The sequence below is a fragment of the Cupriavidus sp. GW823-FHT06D04 genome (assembly GCF_058795055.1).
Genome location: NZ_JBXAHL010000001.1, coordinates 588,161 through 601,902, shown reverse-complemented (window position 1 = coordinate 601,902; position 13,742 = coordinate 588,161). Strand labels below are relative to the sequence as shown.

The following is a 13,742-nucleotide window of genomic DNA, read 5'->3' as shown; positions in this document are numbered from 1 at the left end:
CTCCCCCCCACCCCCCCCCCCCCCCCCCCCCCCCCCCCCCCCCCCCCCCCCCACCGCCATGTACGACAACGCCCAGTATTGCCTGGCGGTGCTGTCATCGTTCCTGCAATCAGTGCGCAACAGTGCCGGCAGCATGCCGGCCCGGTCCGATGCCGGTACCGAGGTCAGCGCCGGCACGCTGGTCACTTCGCTGCTGGACAGCTACCCGTTCGCGGGCGACCAGCGCAGCTGGGTGCAGGTGGAGATGCACGGCGATTTCCCGGTGCAGACGCTGCCCAACTGCGTGGCGCTGGTGCTCTCCTCGGTGATGAGCAACGCGCTGCGGGCGCTGCGCAGTGTCGGCACGCCGGCGTTGCGCTTTGTGGTGGTGGCGCAGCCGCGCCCGGAAATCCGCATCTGCGACAACGGGCCGGGCATTCCGCCGGAAGTGATGGAGCGGCTGCTGGTCGATCCTGTCACCACCCACGCCAGTGCCGGCGGCAGCGGGCTGGGCATGATTTTTTGCAACCGCGTCATGCAGTCGTTTGGCGGCGGCATCCGGATCGAATCCGCATCCGGTGCCGGCACCACGGTGACGCTGGACTTTCCAAGTTTCAAGAGTCGAAAGCATAGGAGTGACCGATGACCGAACCGAATGCCACGCAGGCACCACCCCCGGCGATTCTGTTCGTCGATGACGAAGCGACTGCAGTCAAGTATTTCCAGCGTGCCATCGGGGCGCTGGCACCGGTGGCCACCGGCGGCTCCGTTGAAGAGGGCAAGGCATTGCTCGACGCCCACGCAGGCAGCCTGGCGGTGCTGGTGTCCGACCAGCGCATGCCGGGCGAGTATGGCAACGAACTGCTGCGCTACGCGCGCGAGCGCTACCCGCATATCGTGCGCATCCTGACCACCGCGTATTCGGAGCTCGACCAGACCGTCGAAGCGGTCAACCAGGGGCAGATCCACCGCTACATCAAGAAGCCGTGGGACATCACCGCGCTGCGCATGGAGCTGAAGCAGGCGCTGGAACTGGCCGGCCTGCGCAAGGAACGCGACCAGCTGCTGCGCGAGAAGCTGTCCGTGCTGCAGACCCAGACCGTGGCCTCGCGCATCGGCATGGTGCATGCGCTGTGTGCCAGCCTGATCGGGCCGGGCCGTTTCCAGCCGGTGGAGACCTACCTCGCGGCGGTCGACCTCGCCGGCGCGGGCAGCGTCGAGCCGGACTGGCAGCGCATGGACTACGCCGACCTGGTGCGCGCAGAGGCCGAGCGCAGCGGCAGCTTCGGCCATGCCGTGGCCACGCGCCTGGCGGGCCTGCGCAGCGCCAATGCCGGCCGGGGCGCTGCCGATGCCGCCGCGGTGATTGTCGATGCGCTGGGCAGCGAGGTGGTGCGCCGCGACGGCGACACCGTGGTGTGGACCGCTCCGGCCACGCTGGCGGAGTTCCTCGCGCAGCCGATCGGCGCACCCGTGTCCGCGCAGCACGCGGCCTGGCTGGCCAGCCTGCTGTGGCTGGAAGAGGCTGGCGGCGCGCTGCAGTTTGCGCGCGACGGCAACACCGTGGTGTGCCGCGCATGCCCGCGCAGCGAGGCCTTCGCGGCCGACCGGCTGGCCGCGTGGATCGAGCGGTTCTCGATGCCGGCCTGAATTTCCCAGACCTTGCAGCCATAAAAAAACGGCGCCCCGCGGGGCGCCGTTCTGTTTTACCGCAGGGCAGGGGTCAGGCCTGCGCGCCGTAGTTGGGGTCGTTGCGGTCGGTCGAGTCGGACTTCTTTTCACCCTTGACCAGGTCCTCGCGCTTGACGCCCAGCCACATCGCCAGCGCCGCGGCCACGAACACCGACGAGTAGATGCCGAACAAGATGCCGACCGTCAGTGCCAGGGCAAAGTAGTGCAGCGTGGGGCCGCCGAAGAAGAACATCGACAGCACCATCATCTGGGTCGAGCCGTGGGTGATGATGGTCCGCGAGATGGTGCTGGTGATCGCGTTGTCGATGATCTCGTGCGTGGTCATCTTGCGGTACTTGCGGAAGTTCTCGCGGATCCGGTCGAAGATCACCACCGATTCGTTGACCGAGTAGCCCAGCACCGCCAGGATCGCCGCCAGCACCGACAGCGAGAACTCCCACTGGAAGTAGGCGAAGAAGCCCAGGATGATGACCACGTCGTGCAGGTTGGCGATGATGCCCGCCACCGCGAACTTCCATTCGAAGCGGAACGACAGGTAGATCACGATGCCGGCCACCACGCACAACAGCGCCAGCAGGCCGTCGGTGGCCAGTTCCTTGCCCACCTGCGGGCCGACGAACTCCACCCGTTGCAGCTTCACGTCAGGCGAGGCCGCCTGCAGCGAGGCCAGCACCTGCTCGCTCTGCTGGGCCGAGGTGACGGGCTTGCCGTCCGGGCCCTTCTGCAGCGGCAGTCGGATCATCACGTCGCGCGAGGTGCCGAAGTTCTGCACCTGCACGTCGGTATAGCCCAGCTTGCCCACCTGGCCGCGGATCTTTTCCAGGTCGGCCGCCTGCTGGTAGCTGACCTCCATCACCGTGCCGCCGGTGAATTCGATCGACAGGTGCAGGCCCTTGTGCCAGAGGAAGAACACGGCCGCGGCAAACGTCAGGAAGGAGATCACGTTGAAGACCAACGCGTGCTTCATGAACGGAATGTCGCGCCGGATGCGGAAGAATTCCATGTTGAATCCTGTTCTGTACTGCTAGTTGTTGCTGCTCGCCTTACTTGGCGACCGGCGTGTCGGTGGTGTTGCCCGGCTTCCAGATCTGGCCGATGGCCACGCTCTGCAGCTTCTTCTTGCGGCCGTACCAGAGGTTGACCAGGCCGCGGTTGAAGAACACCGCCGAGAACATCGAGGTCAGGATGCCCAGGCAGTGCACCACGGCAAAGCCGCGCACCGGGCCCGAACCAAAGGCCAGCAGTGCCAGGCCGGCGATCAGCGTGGTCACGTTGGAGTCCAGGATGGTGGCCCAGGCGCGGTCGAAGCCGACCGCGATCGCCATCTGCGGCGACGCGCCCGCGCGTAGTTCTTCGCGGATGCGCTCGTTGATCAGCACGTTGGCGTCGATGGCCATGCCCAGCACCAGCGCGATGGCGGCAATGCCCGGCAGCGTCAGCGTGGCCTGCAGCATCGACAGCACCGCGATCAGCAGCAGCAGGTTCACGCCCAGCGCCACCACCGAGAACACGCCGAACAGCATGTAGTACAGGACCATGAACACGGCGATGGCGGCAAAGCCGTAGGCGACCGAGTCAAAACCCTTCTGGATGTTGTCCGCGCCCAGCGACGGGCCGATGGTGCGCTCTTCGATGATCTCCATCGGTGCGGCCAGCGAGCCGGCGCGCAGCAGCAGCGCCAGGTCGTTGGCGGCTTCGGTGGAGTAGGAGCCGGTGATCTGGAAGCTGGAACCCAGTTCGGACTGGATCGTCGCCACCGTCAGCACTTCGCCCTTGCCCTTTTCGAACAGCACGATCGCCATCGGCTTCTTCAGGTTCTCGCGCGAGACGTCGCGCAGCACGCGGCCGCCCTGGGCGTCGAGCTTGATGTTGACCGAAGGATGCTGGTTCTGGTCGAAGCCGGCCGAGGCGCTTTCAATGCGGTCGCCGGTGAAGATGACCTGCTTCTTGAGCACCACCGGGGCGCCGTTGCCTTGCGTGAAGAGCTCGCTGCCGAACGGGATCGGGTCGCCCGGGCGCGGGCTGCGCGGCGCGTCGTTGTCGACCAGGCGGGCTTCGAGCGTGGCGGTGCGGCCGATGATGTCCTTGGCCTTGGCGGTGTCCTGCACGCCCGGCAGCTGCACCACGATGCGGTCGGCGCCTTGCTGCTGGATCACCGGCTCGGCCACGCCAAGCTCGTTCACGCGGTTGTGCAGCGTGGTGATGTTCTGCTTGACCGCTGCGTCCTGCACCGCCTTGCGCGCGGCTTCGGTGAAGGTGCCGACGATATTGTTGCCGTCCATGGCGAAGGCCACTTCGCGCAGGTTGTCGGCCAGGATGGGACGCGCGCGGTTGGCGTCGTCTGCGTTGTTGAAGCGCACCGTCAGGCGCTCGCCGTCGCGGTCGATGCCGCCGTGGCGGATGCTCTTGTCGCGCAGCAGGGTGCGCGCGTCGCCGCCCAGGCTGTCGAGCTTCTTGTCGACGGCGCCCTTCATGTCGACCTGCAGCAGGAAGTGCACGCCGCCGCGCAGGTCCAGGCCCAGGTACATCGGCAGCGCATGCATGGCGGTCAGCCAGCGCGGCGAGCCCGACAGCAGGTTCAGCGCCACCACGTAGGTGGGGTTGGCCGCGTCCGGGTTCAGGGTGCGCGACAGCACGTCCTTGGCCTTGAGCTGCTCGTCGGTGGTGCGGAAGCGCGCCTTGACCGAGCCGGACTGGCCGGAAATATCAAAGAAGACGCCATCAGGCCGCAGCTGGTTCTGCGCCAGGATCTCTTCGACCTGCTTCTGCATCGCCAGGTCGACCTTGACCGTGGCCTTGCCCGAGGACACCTGCACGGCAGGCGCCTCGCCGAAGAAGTTCGGCAAGGTATAGATGATGCCGATGGCCAGGGCCACCAGGATCACGAGGTATTTCCAAAGCGGATAACGATTCATCTCGGGCCAGTCATTCTGCGGTTGGCGGGGCCGGCGCTGGCGTGGCGCACCACGTCGGCGGGGCCGAACCGGTTTGGCAAACAGCCGCCTGGCAGCCACGGATCGAAACCACGGGGGCTTCGTCGGGCTGGATCAGGCGGCTGCCGGGGCATGCGCGAACGGGCATGCCGGAAAAGACAAAGGCGGGAGTCGCGCGCGCGATCCGGAGATCAGAGCGCCTTGAGCGAGCCCTTGGGCAGCACGGTGGTCACGGCACTCTTCTGCACGGTGATTTCAGTGCCTTCGGCGATTTCCAGGCTGACGTACTGGTCGGTGACCTTGGTCACCTTGCCCAGGATGCCACCGGCGGTCACGACTTCGTCGTTCTTGGCCAGTGCTTCGAGCATTGCCTTGGCTTCCTTCTGGCGCTTCATTTGCGGGCGGATCATGATAAACCACAGCACGCCAAACATCAGGATGATGGGCAGGAAGCTCATCAGGCCGCCAGCCGCGCCGCCGGCTCCGGCGGTCTGGGCAAATGCGTTAGAAATCAGCACGTTGTTTCTCCGTCACAAAAGTCAGTCAAATAATCGATCATTCTACCATTCGCATTTCGCCCGCCCTTGGCATTCTAGGGCGGAATACGGGTTTGTTCGGGTGCGCCCGGGGCAACTTGCGGCAGGGGTCGGCATGGCCGGGCTCTCCGGCTCGCGGGTGGCTTCCGGATGACCCGGCTATTCGACCGCCGGCAGCGCAAAAGTTCGCGCCACCCGGCGTTGTCACTGCGTGCCGCGGGCGCGGTCGGCCGCAAACTGGCGGCGGAAGTCGGCAAAGCGGTGGTGCTCGATCGCTTCGCGCATCTCGCGCATCAGTTGCAGGTAGTAGTGCAGGTTGTGGATGGTATTGAGGCGCGCGCCCAGGATCTCGCCCACGCGGTGCAGGTGGTGCAGGTAGGCGCGCGAGAAGTTGCGGCAGGTGTAGCAGGCGCAGCTTTCATCGAGCGGGCGCGGGTCGTTGCGGTGCGCCGCGTTCTTGATCTTGACGTCGCCGAAGCGGGTGAAGAGCCAGCCGTTGCGCGCGTTGCGGGTGGGCATCACGCAGTCGAACATATCCACCCCGGCGGCGACGCCGGCGACCAGGTCTTCGGGCGTGCCCACGCCCATCAGGTAGTGCGGCTTGTTGGCCGGCAGGCGCGGCGCCACGTGCTCGAGCACGCGCATCATGTCTTCCTTGGGCTCGCCCACCGACAGCCCGCCGATGGCAAGGCCGTGGAAGTCCAGCTCGGACAGGCCGGCCAGCGATTCGTCGCGCAGGTCCTCGTACATGCCGCCCTGGACGATGCCGAACAGCGCGTTGGGGTTGGCCAGGCGCTCGAACTCGTCGCGCGAGCGCTTGGCCCAGCGCAGGCTCATGCGCATCGACTTGGCGGCTTCCTCATGCGTGGCGGGGCGGCCGTCGATCTCATACGGCGTGCATTCGTCGAACTGCATGACGATGTCGGAGTTCAGCGTGCGCTGGATCTGCATCGAGATCTCGGGCGACAGGAAGAGCTTGTCGCCATTGACCGGGGATGCGAAGGTGACGCCATCTTCGGTGATCTTGCGCAGATCGCCCAGCGAAAACACCTGGAAACCACCGGAATCGGTCAGGATCGGCTTGTCCCAGCCGATAAAGCGGTGCAGGCCGTCGTGGGCGTTGACCACGTCCAGCCCGGGGCGCAGCCACAGGTGGAAGGTGTTGCCCAGAATGATCTGCGCGTCGATTTCATTGAGCTCCAGCGGCGACATCGCCTTGACCGAGCCATAGGTGCCCACCGGCATGAAGATCGGCGTTTCGACCACGCCGTGGTTCAGCGTGACGCGGCCTCGGCGGGCGTTGCCGTCGGTGGTGATGAGTTCGAAGTTGAGCATGGCTTGTGATTCTGGATTCAGGCGCCGGGCTGGCGGGTCAGCAGCATGGCGTCGCCGTAGCTGAAGAAGCGGTAGCGCTGCTCGACCGCATGGCGGTAGGCGGCGCGGATGGCTTCCACGCCGGCCAGCGCCGACACCAGCATCAGCAGCGTCGACTTGGGCAGGTGGAAGTTGGTGATCAGGGCATCGACCAGGCGGAAGCGGTAGCCGGGCGTGATGAAGATATCGGTGTCGCCACTGCCGGCGGCAAGCGTGCCGTCGGCCTGCGCGGCCGATTCCAGCGCGCGCAGCGAGGTGGTGCCGACCGCGATCACGCGGCCGCCGCGCGCGCGGGTGTCGCGCACGGCCTGGGCCAGGTCTTCGGAAACGGCGTACCACTCCGAGTGCATCTTGTGCTCGGCCAGGTTCTCGGTGCGCACCGGCTGGAAGGTGCCGGCGCCCACGTGCAGCGTCAGAAAGGCGCGCCGCACGCCGGCGGCATCGAGCCGGGCGAACAGCGCATCGTCGAAATGCAGGCCCGCGGTGGGCGCGGCCACCGCGCCGGGGCTGCGCGCGTAGACGGTCTGGTAGCGGGTTTCGTCGTAGGCGTCCGGGTCGTGCGTGATATACGGCGGCAGCGGCAGGCGGCCATAGCGCTCAATCAGGTCCAGCGCCGGCTCGGGGAAGCGCAGCGTGAAGAACTGGTCCACGCGCGGGCCCACGGTGACGGCGAAGGCGTCGTCGGCCAGATGCAGCGTGCTGCCCTCGGCCGGGGTCTTGGAGGCGCGCACCTGGGCCAGCACGGTGTGGGTATCGACCACGCGCTCGACAAGCACCTCGATCTTGCCGCCGCTGGGCTTGTGGCCAAAGAAGCGCGCCTTGATCACGCGGGTGTCGTTGAAGACCAGCAGGTCATCGGAACGCAGGTAGTCGACGATGTCGCTGAAGGCACGGTCGACCATGCGCACCGCGTCGGCGGTGTCGGCCGGGGCCAGCCGTTCGACCACCAGCAGCCGGCTCGCGCTGCGGTCGGGCAGCGCGCTTTGGGCAATCAGTTCTGGTGGCAGCGGGAAATCGAAATCAGAAAGCGTCAACATCGTGGGAGCGGCGGGCTGCGCGATCCCATGCAGGCCGGAGCGGGGCACAAAACGGCACTCCGCTGCCCGTGGTGGCAGCCGGCATGGGTACAATCGGCGAATCCGATATTGTAAGGCCACGGGCGCGCTTGCCGCCGGGGCGGGCGTGATACCGGCTATTCGCCGGCGCCGCGCCAGCCAACCCCGCAGCACGAGAGCGACCGCTGCCAAATTTTTCGCCGATGCCCGGAACCGCCGCTGAACCGATCCACGACCCCGCCGACGCCGCCAAGGACACGGCGGCGCCCGCGCGCGGCAAGGCCGGCGAAGCCAGGGGCAAGGCCGCCGCCTCCGGCACGTCGACCGCGGCCGCGAGGCTGGCCAAGCTTGGCCTGCGCCGTCCCGTCGACCTGGTGCTGCACCTGCCTATGCGCTATGAGGACGAGACCACGCTGGCGCCGATCGCCGAGGCGATCCGCCGCGCCGGGCTCGGGCTGCCGGCGCAGGTGGAAGGCGAGGTCATCTCCAACGAAGTCACGTTCCGGCCGCGCCGCCAGCTGGTGGTCAAGATTGCCGACGACAGCGGCGAGCTGACGCTGCGCTTCCTGAACTTCTACGGCAACCAGACCAAGCAGATGGCTGAAGGCGTGCGCCTGCGCGTGCGCGGCGAGGTGCGCGGCGGCTTCTTCGGCGCCGAGATGGTCCACCCGACGGTGCGCCCGGTGGTGCCCGGCGAAGCGCTGCCCGACCGCCTGACGCCGGTGTATCCGTCCACCGCCGGCATCCCGCAGGCCTATCTGCGCAAGGCCATCGGCGGCACGCTGTCGCGCACGCCGATGCCCGAGACGCTGCCGCAGGCGGTGCTGGAGGGGCCGCTGGCACGCCTGCACCTGCGCCCGCTGGTCGACTGCCTGCGGCTGCTGCACGCGCCCCCGCCGCAGGAGAGCGAGGCTGCGCTGGCCGACCGCTCGCACCCGGCCTGGCAGCGCATCAAGTTTGACGAACTGCTGGCGCAGCAGATCTCGCTGCGGCGCGCGCACGCGGCGCGGCGCGAAAAAAATGCGCCGACCATGCCGCGCCGCGAGGGCGGGTTGCTCACGCGCTTCCTGGCCGCATTGCCGTTCCGGCTGACCGGTGCGCAGCAGCGCGTGGTCGAAGAGATCGCCGCCGACATGACGCGCCCGCACCCGATGCACCGTCTTCTGCAGGGCGACGTGGGCAGCGGCAAGACCATCGTTGCGGCGCTGGCGGCCTGCCAGGCCATCGACGCCGGCTACCAGGCCGCGCTGATGGCGCCCACCGAAATCCTGGCCGAGCAGCACTACCGCAAGCTGTCCGCATGGTTGGAGCCGCTGGGCGTGCCGGTGGCGTGGCTAGCCGGCAGCCAGAAGGCACGCGACAAGCGCGAGGCCGTGGCGCGCGTGGAATCGGGCCAGGCGCAACTGGTGATCGGCACCCACGCGCTGATCCAGGACACGGTGCGCTTTGCCAAGCTGGGGCTGTCAGTGGTCGACGAGCAGCACCGCTTCGGCGTGGCGCAACGGCTGGCGCTGCGCGGCAAGGCCGGTGCCGCCGATGCTACGGTGCCCGCGGTCGACGCCGTGCCGCACCAGCTGATGATGTCGGCCACGCCGATCCCGCGCACGCTCGCCATGACTTACTACGCCGACCTCGATGTGTCGGTGATCGATGAATTGCCGCCGGGCCGCACCCCCATCGTCACGCGCCTGGTCAACGACGAGCGGCGCGACGAAGTGATCGGACGCATCCATCACGCCGCCGCCGAAGGCCGCCAGGTCTACTGGGTCTGTCCGCTGATCGAGGAAAGCGAGGCGCTGCAGCTGCAGACCGCTGTGGAGACCTATGAAACGCTGGTGGCCGCACTGCCGGACCTGCGCGTGGGCCTGGTGCACGGGCGCCTGCCGCCGGCCGAGAAGGCCGCCGTGATGGACGACTTCAGCGCCAACCGCATGCAGGTGCTGGTGGCCACCACCGTGATCGAAGTGGGCGTGGATGTGCCCAATGCCTCGCTGATGGTGATCGAGCACGCCGAGCGCTTCGGCCTGGCGCAGCTGCACCAGCTGCGCGGGCGGGTGGGGCGCGGCAGCGCCGAATCGGTCTGCCTGCTGATGTACCAGGCGCCGCTGTCGCCCACCGCGCGTGAGCGCCTGGCGACCATGCGCGAGACAACCGACGGCTTCGAGATCGCCCGGCGCGACCTGGAGATCCGCGGCCCCGGCGAGTTCCTGGGAGCGCGCCAGTCCGGCGAAGCGATGTTGCGCTTTGCCGACCTGCAGACCGACGCATGGCTGGTCGACTACGCGCAGGAGGCGGCCGAGCTGATGCTGGCTCGCTATCCGGAAGCGGTCGAAGCACACCTTTCGCGCTGGCTGGGCGGGCGCGAGCACTACCTGAAAGCCTGAACGGCGCTGTCCAGGTGCGCGCTGCTTCGCATGCGTCGACACAATGCGTTGGCGCTCTGACAGAAGCGGCAATCGAAGGTAAAATCTATCGCCTACCGCAAATTGATAAGTCATGACGCTCACCGAACTCAAGTACATCGTCGCCGTGGCGCGCGAGCGCCATTTCGGCCGGGCCGCCGAAGCCTGCTTTGTGTCGCAGCCGACGCTGTCGGTCGCGATCAAGAAGCTGGAAGACGAACTCAACGTGCAGATTTTCGAGCGCGGCACCTCCGAGGTGTCGGTGACGTCGGTCGGCGAGCAGATCGTGGCGCAGGCCCAGCGCGTGCTTGAGCAGACCATGGCCATCCGCGAGATCGCCAAGCAGGGCAAGGACCCGCTGGCGGGCCCGCTGCGCGTGGGCGTGATCTACACCATCGGGCCGTACCTGCTGCCGTCGCTGGTCAAGCAGATGATCGAGACCGTGCCGCAGATGCCGCTCATGCTGCAGGAGAACTACACCCACAAGCTGATCGAGCTGCTCAAGCAGGGTGAGATCGACTGCGCGGTGATGGCCGAGCCGTTCGCGGATTCGGGCCTGACGGTGCGCCCGCTCTACGATGAACCCTTTGTCGTCGCCGTGCCGCGCGGCCACCAGCTGGCGCAGGCGCACTCCATCGACCCCGATGAACTGAAGCAGCAGACCATGCTGCTGCTGGGCAGCGGCCACTGCTTCCGCGACCATGTGCTGGGCGTGTGCCCGGAGCTGTCGCGCTTCTCGCAGGCGGCCGACGGCATCCAGAAGACCTTCGAGGGCTCGTCGCTGGAAACCATCCGCCATATGGTGGCCAGCGGGGTTGGCATCACCGTGCTGCCGCGCACCTCGGTGCCCGACCTGAAGGCCAAGGGTGACATGCTGTCCTATGTGCCGTTCTCCGATCCGGTGCCCGACCGGCGCGTGGTGCTGGCCTGGCGCAAAAGCTTCACCCGCCTGCCGGCCATGGAAGCGCTGGCCAACGCCGTGGCTGCGTGCGAGCTGGCCGGCGTGCGCAAGCTGGACGCCAAGGAGCTGGCCGAAGCGGCCTGATTGTCTTACCCCTGCAGTACCGGCAATTCCCACGGCCGCACCGGAGATTCCGCTGCGGCCGTCGTCATTTCCGGCCCCGCCACGGCGCTACCTGTCTTCGGGCGGAGTCTTCGGGCGGTCATTTTCCGCTGCGATAAGTTGCAGAAATCCCCGATAGATTTGACCTAATGCATAGGTACAAATAATTGAATTCTCAATTCGATAGATCATTGGTAGGCTGACTCGTGTCGGTGCAGATGGCATCGACCTGGGACAGGATCCGATGATGAGCACCAGCGTCCAGTTCTCTCGAACAACAACCAACAAGCGCCCGATTCCCCTCCGCATGGGGCGCTGCCTGCTCGATTGCCTTGCCTGCTATGCCGCCGCGCTCTGACGCAGCGATCCCTTTCAGCCTACCCACCAAGAGGAAAAGATGAGCAAGAAGGACACCCTTACCACTGCCGCCGGCGCACCCGTCGCCGATAACCAGAACTCGCAGACGGCAGGCCCGCGCGGCCCGATGCTGCTGCAGGATGTCTGGTTCCTCGAAAAGCTGGCCCACTTCGACCGCGAGGTCATCCCCGAGCGGCGCGTGCATGCCAAGGGCTCCGGCGCCTATGGCACGCTCAGGATCACCCACGACATCACCAGGTACACCAAGGCTTCGGTCTTTGCCCAGGTCGGCAAGGAAACGCCGCTGTTCATCCGCTTCTCGACCGTGGCCGGCGAACGCGGCGCGGCCGATGCCGAGCGCGACGTGCGCGGTTTCTCGATCAAGTTCTACACCGACGAAGGCAACTGGGACGTGGTCGGCAATAACACCCCAGTGTTCTTCGTGCGCGACCCGCTCAAATTCCCGGACTTTATCCACACGCAGAAGCGGAATCCGCGCACCAACCTGCGCGACCCGATCGCGGTGTGGGACTTCTGGTCGCGCCATCCGGAATCGCTGCACCAGGTCACCATCCTGATGAGCGACCGCGGCCTGCCGCAGAACTACCGCCAGATCCACGGCTTCGGCTCGCACACGTACTCGTTCATCAACGCCAACAACGAGCGCTTCTGGGTCAAGTTCCACTTCAAGTCGCAGCAGGGCATCGCCAACTGGACCAATGAAGAAGCGGCCAAGGTCGTGGCAACGGACCGCGAAAGCGCGCAGCGCGACCTGTTCGAGAACATCGAGCAAGGCAATTTTCCGCGCTGGAACCTGCGCGTGCAGGTCATGCCGGAGGCCGATGCGGCCAAGTACCACATCAATCCGTTCGACCTGACCAAGGTCTGGCCGCACAAGGACTACCCGCTGATCGACGTGGGCGTGCTCGAGCTCAACCGCAACCCGGACAACTACTTTGCCGAGGTCGAGCAGGTGGCGATGAATCCGGCCAATATCGTGCCGGGCATCGGCTTCTCGCCCGACAAGATGCTGCAGGGGCGGCTGTTCTCGTACGGCGACACGCAGCGCTACCGCCTGGGGATCAACCACAACCAGATCCCGGTGAATGCGCCGAAATGCCCGTTCCACAACAGCTTCCACCGTGACGGCGCGATGCGCGTGGACGGCAACCAGGGCGGCAAGCTCAACTATGAGCCCAACCGCGAAAGCGCCTACGCCGCCAGCGAACGCGCGATCGAGCCGCCGCTGGCACTGGATGGCGCCGCCGACCACTGGGACCACCGCGTCGACCCGGACTACTACAGCCAGCCCGGCGCGCTGTTCCGCCTGTTCGACGAGGGCCAGCGCCAGCGCCTGTTCGCCAATATCGCGGCGGCCATGCAGGGCGTGCCTGAGGCGATCGTGCGCGTGCAGCTGGAGCACTTCACCAAGGCCGACCCGGCCTACGGCGAGGGCGTGAAGCGCGCGCTCAATCTGAAGTAAGCGGCAGCCTGGCGCGGCGCCCCTGGCGGGCTGCCGCGCCGCGGAGAACGATGATGGCGATGATCCGGTTGTTTATCGACGAGTGGCGGCAGCTGTGGCACGACGGGCACGACCAGCCCGGGCGCGCCGACGCCGCGCGGCTGCGCCACAAGCTGTGGCGCAAGGAAATCGGCGCCGCCGTGTCGTGCTCGGCGCGGCCGTGATGTTCAGCGAGGTGGCCCGGGGTTTGGCCGGGATCGCCAGCTGATGCAATAATGCGGGTACTGCGCCGCCCGGCCCCGAAACATGGCAAGCCCGGCGGCGCCCCTCGTGGCTTTACCAGAACGGAGTGTATTTACCATGGCAAAGAAGAATGAGATGAGCGTGAATATCGGTATTTCCGACAAGGACCGCAAGAAGATCGCGGAAGGCCTGTCCAAGCTGCTGGCGGACACCTACACCCTCTACCTCAAGACCCATAACTTCCACTGGAACGTGACGGGTCCCATGTTCAATACGCTGCATCTGATGTTCGAGACCCAGTACACCGAGCTGGCGCTCGCCGTGGACTCGATCGCCGAGCGTATCCGCGCGCTGGGCTACCCGGCACCGGGCACCTACAAGGAATACGCCCGCCTGTCGTCGATCGCGGAGGAAGAGGGCGTGCCCGAGGCCACCGAAATGATCCGCAAGCTGGTCGAAGGCCAGGAAGCCGTGGTGCGCACCGCGCGCTCGCTCTTCCCGGTGATCGACGCCGCCGGCGACGAGCCGTCGGCCGACCTGCTGACCCAGCGCATGCAGACGCATGAAAAGACCGCGTGGATGCTGCGCGCGATGCTGGCCTGAGGCCTGCCGGCCACCTCCGGCTGCCCTTCAGTGGCGGCCGGCA

General features: G+C 66.8%; 12 protein-coding genes. 7 read left to right on the top strand and 5 right to left on the bottom strand.

The features are described from left to right. Together AC1Q7H_RS02825 and AC1Q7H_RS02820 are read left to right on the top strand one after the other, a co-directional pair. On the top strand, positions 1-625 hold a 625-nt coding region (locus AC1Q7H_RS02825), incomplete at its 5' end, for a sensor histidine kinase (protein WP_492380945.1). Beyond that, a complete protein-coding gene (locus AC1Q7H_RS02820) occupies positions 622-1,629 on the top strand; it encodes a response regulator (RefSeq protein ID WP_013957946.1) in 1,008 nt (335 codons plus the stop codon). The genes AC1Q7H_RS02825 and AC1Q7H_RS02820, both read left to right, overlap by 4 nt. Positions 1,630-1,702: 73 nt before the next feature. On the opposite strand, the gene secF is transcribed toward AC1Q7H_RS02820, so the two are convergent. From secF to queA, 5 genes are all read right to left on the bottom strand, one after another. Beyond that, entirely contained in the window at positions 1,703-2,674 is a 972-nt protein-coding gene (gene secF, locus AC1Q7H_RS02815; protein ID WP_013957945.1) for a protein translocase subunit SecF, read from the bottom strand. Positions 2,675-2,714: 40 nt separating this feature from the next. Beyond that, positions 2,715-4,586, bottom strand: a complete 1,872-nt coding sequence (gene secD / locus AC1Q7H_RS02810; RefSeq protein WP_041228125.1) for a protein translocase subunit SecD — start codon at positions 4,584-4,586, stop codon at positions 2,715-2,717. 209 nt (positions 4,587-4,795) lie between these two features. Further along, positions 4,796-5,122 carry a preprotein translocase subunit YajC gene (gene yajC / locus AC1Q7H_RS02805; protein WP_013957943.1) on the bottom strand — a complete coding sequence of 109 codons (327 nt, stop codon included), beginning with the start codon at positions 5,120-5,122 and terminating at the stop codon, positions 4,796-4,798. A gap of 222 nt (positions 5,123-5,344) precedes the next feature. Then, entirely contained in the window at positions 5,345-6,475 is a 1,131-nt protein-coding gene (gene tgt, locus AC1Q7H_RS02800) for a tRNA guanosine(34) transglycosylase Tgt (RefSeq protein WP_013957942.1), read from the bottom strand. Between the two features lie 17 nt (positions 6,476-6,492). Beyond that, positions 6,493-7,551, bottom strand: a complete 1,059-nt coding sequence (gene queA, locus AC1Q7H_RS02795) for a tRNA preQ1(34) S-adenosylmethionine ribosyltransferase-isomerase QueA (protein ID WP_013957941.1) — start codon at positions 7,549-7,551, stop codon at positions 6,493-6,495. A 221-nt stretch (positions 7,552-7,772) separates the two neighbouring features. On the opposite strand from queA, the gene recG reads away from it, so the two are divergent. The 5 genes from recG (at position 7,773) to AC1Q7H_RS02770 (ending at position 13,699) form a co-directional block, all read left to right on the top strand. Further along, a complete protein-coding gene (gene recG, locus AC1Q7H_RS02790; RefSeq protein ID WP_211980275.1) occupies positions 7,773-9,953 on the top strand; it encodes an ATP-dependent DNA helicase RecG in 2,181 nt (726 codons plus the stop codon). Between the two features lie 112 nt (positions 9,954-10,065). Continuing rightward, positions 10,066-11,016 carry a LysR substrate-binding domain-containing protein gene (locus AC1Q7H_RS02785; RefSeq protein ID WP_013957939.1) on the top strand — a complete coding sequence of 317 codons (951 nt, stop codon included), beginning with the start codon at positions 10,066-10,068 and terminating at the stop codon, positions 11,014-11,016. 415 nt (positions 11,017-11,431) lie between these two features. Then, positions 11,432-12,874, top strand: coding sequence for a catalase (locus AC1Q7H_RS02780; protein WP_211980274.1), 1,443 nt, complete (start codon positions 11,432-11,434; stop codon positions 12,872-12,874). A 50-nt stretch (positions 12,875-12,924) separates the two neighbouring features. Next, a complete protein-coding gene (locus AC1Q7H_RS02775; protein ID WP_492380944.1) occupies positions 12,925-13,077 on the top strand; it encodes a hypothetical protein in 153 nt (50 codons plus the stop codon). A gap of 136 nt (positions 13,078-13,213) precedes the next feature. Beyond that, positions 13,214-13,699, top strand: a complete 486-nt coding sequence (locus AC1Q7H_RS02770; protein ID WP_010815054.1) for a Dps family protein — start codon at positions 13,214-13,216, stop codon at positions 13,697-13,699. Positions 13,700-13,742 lie beyond the last annotated feature (43 nt).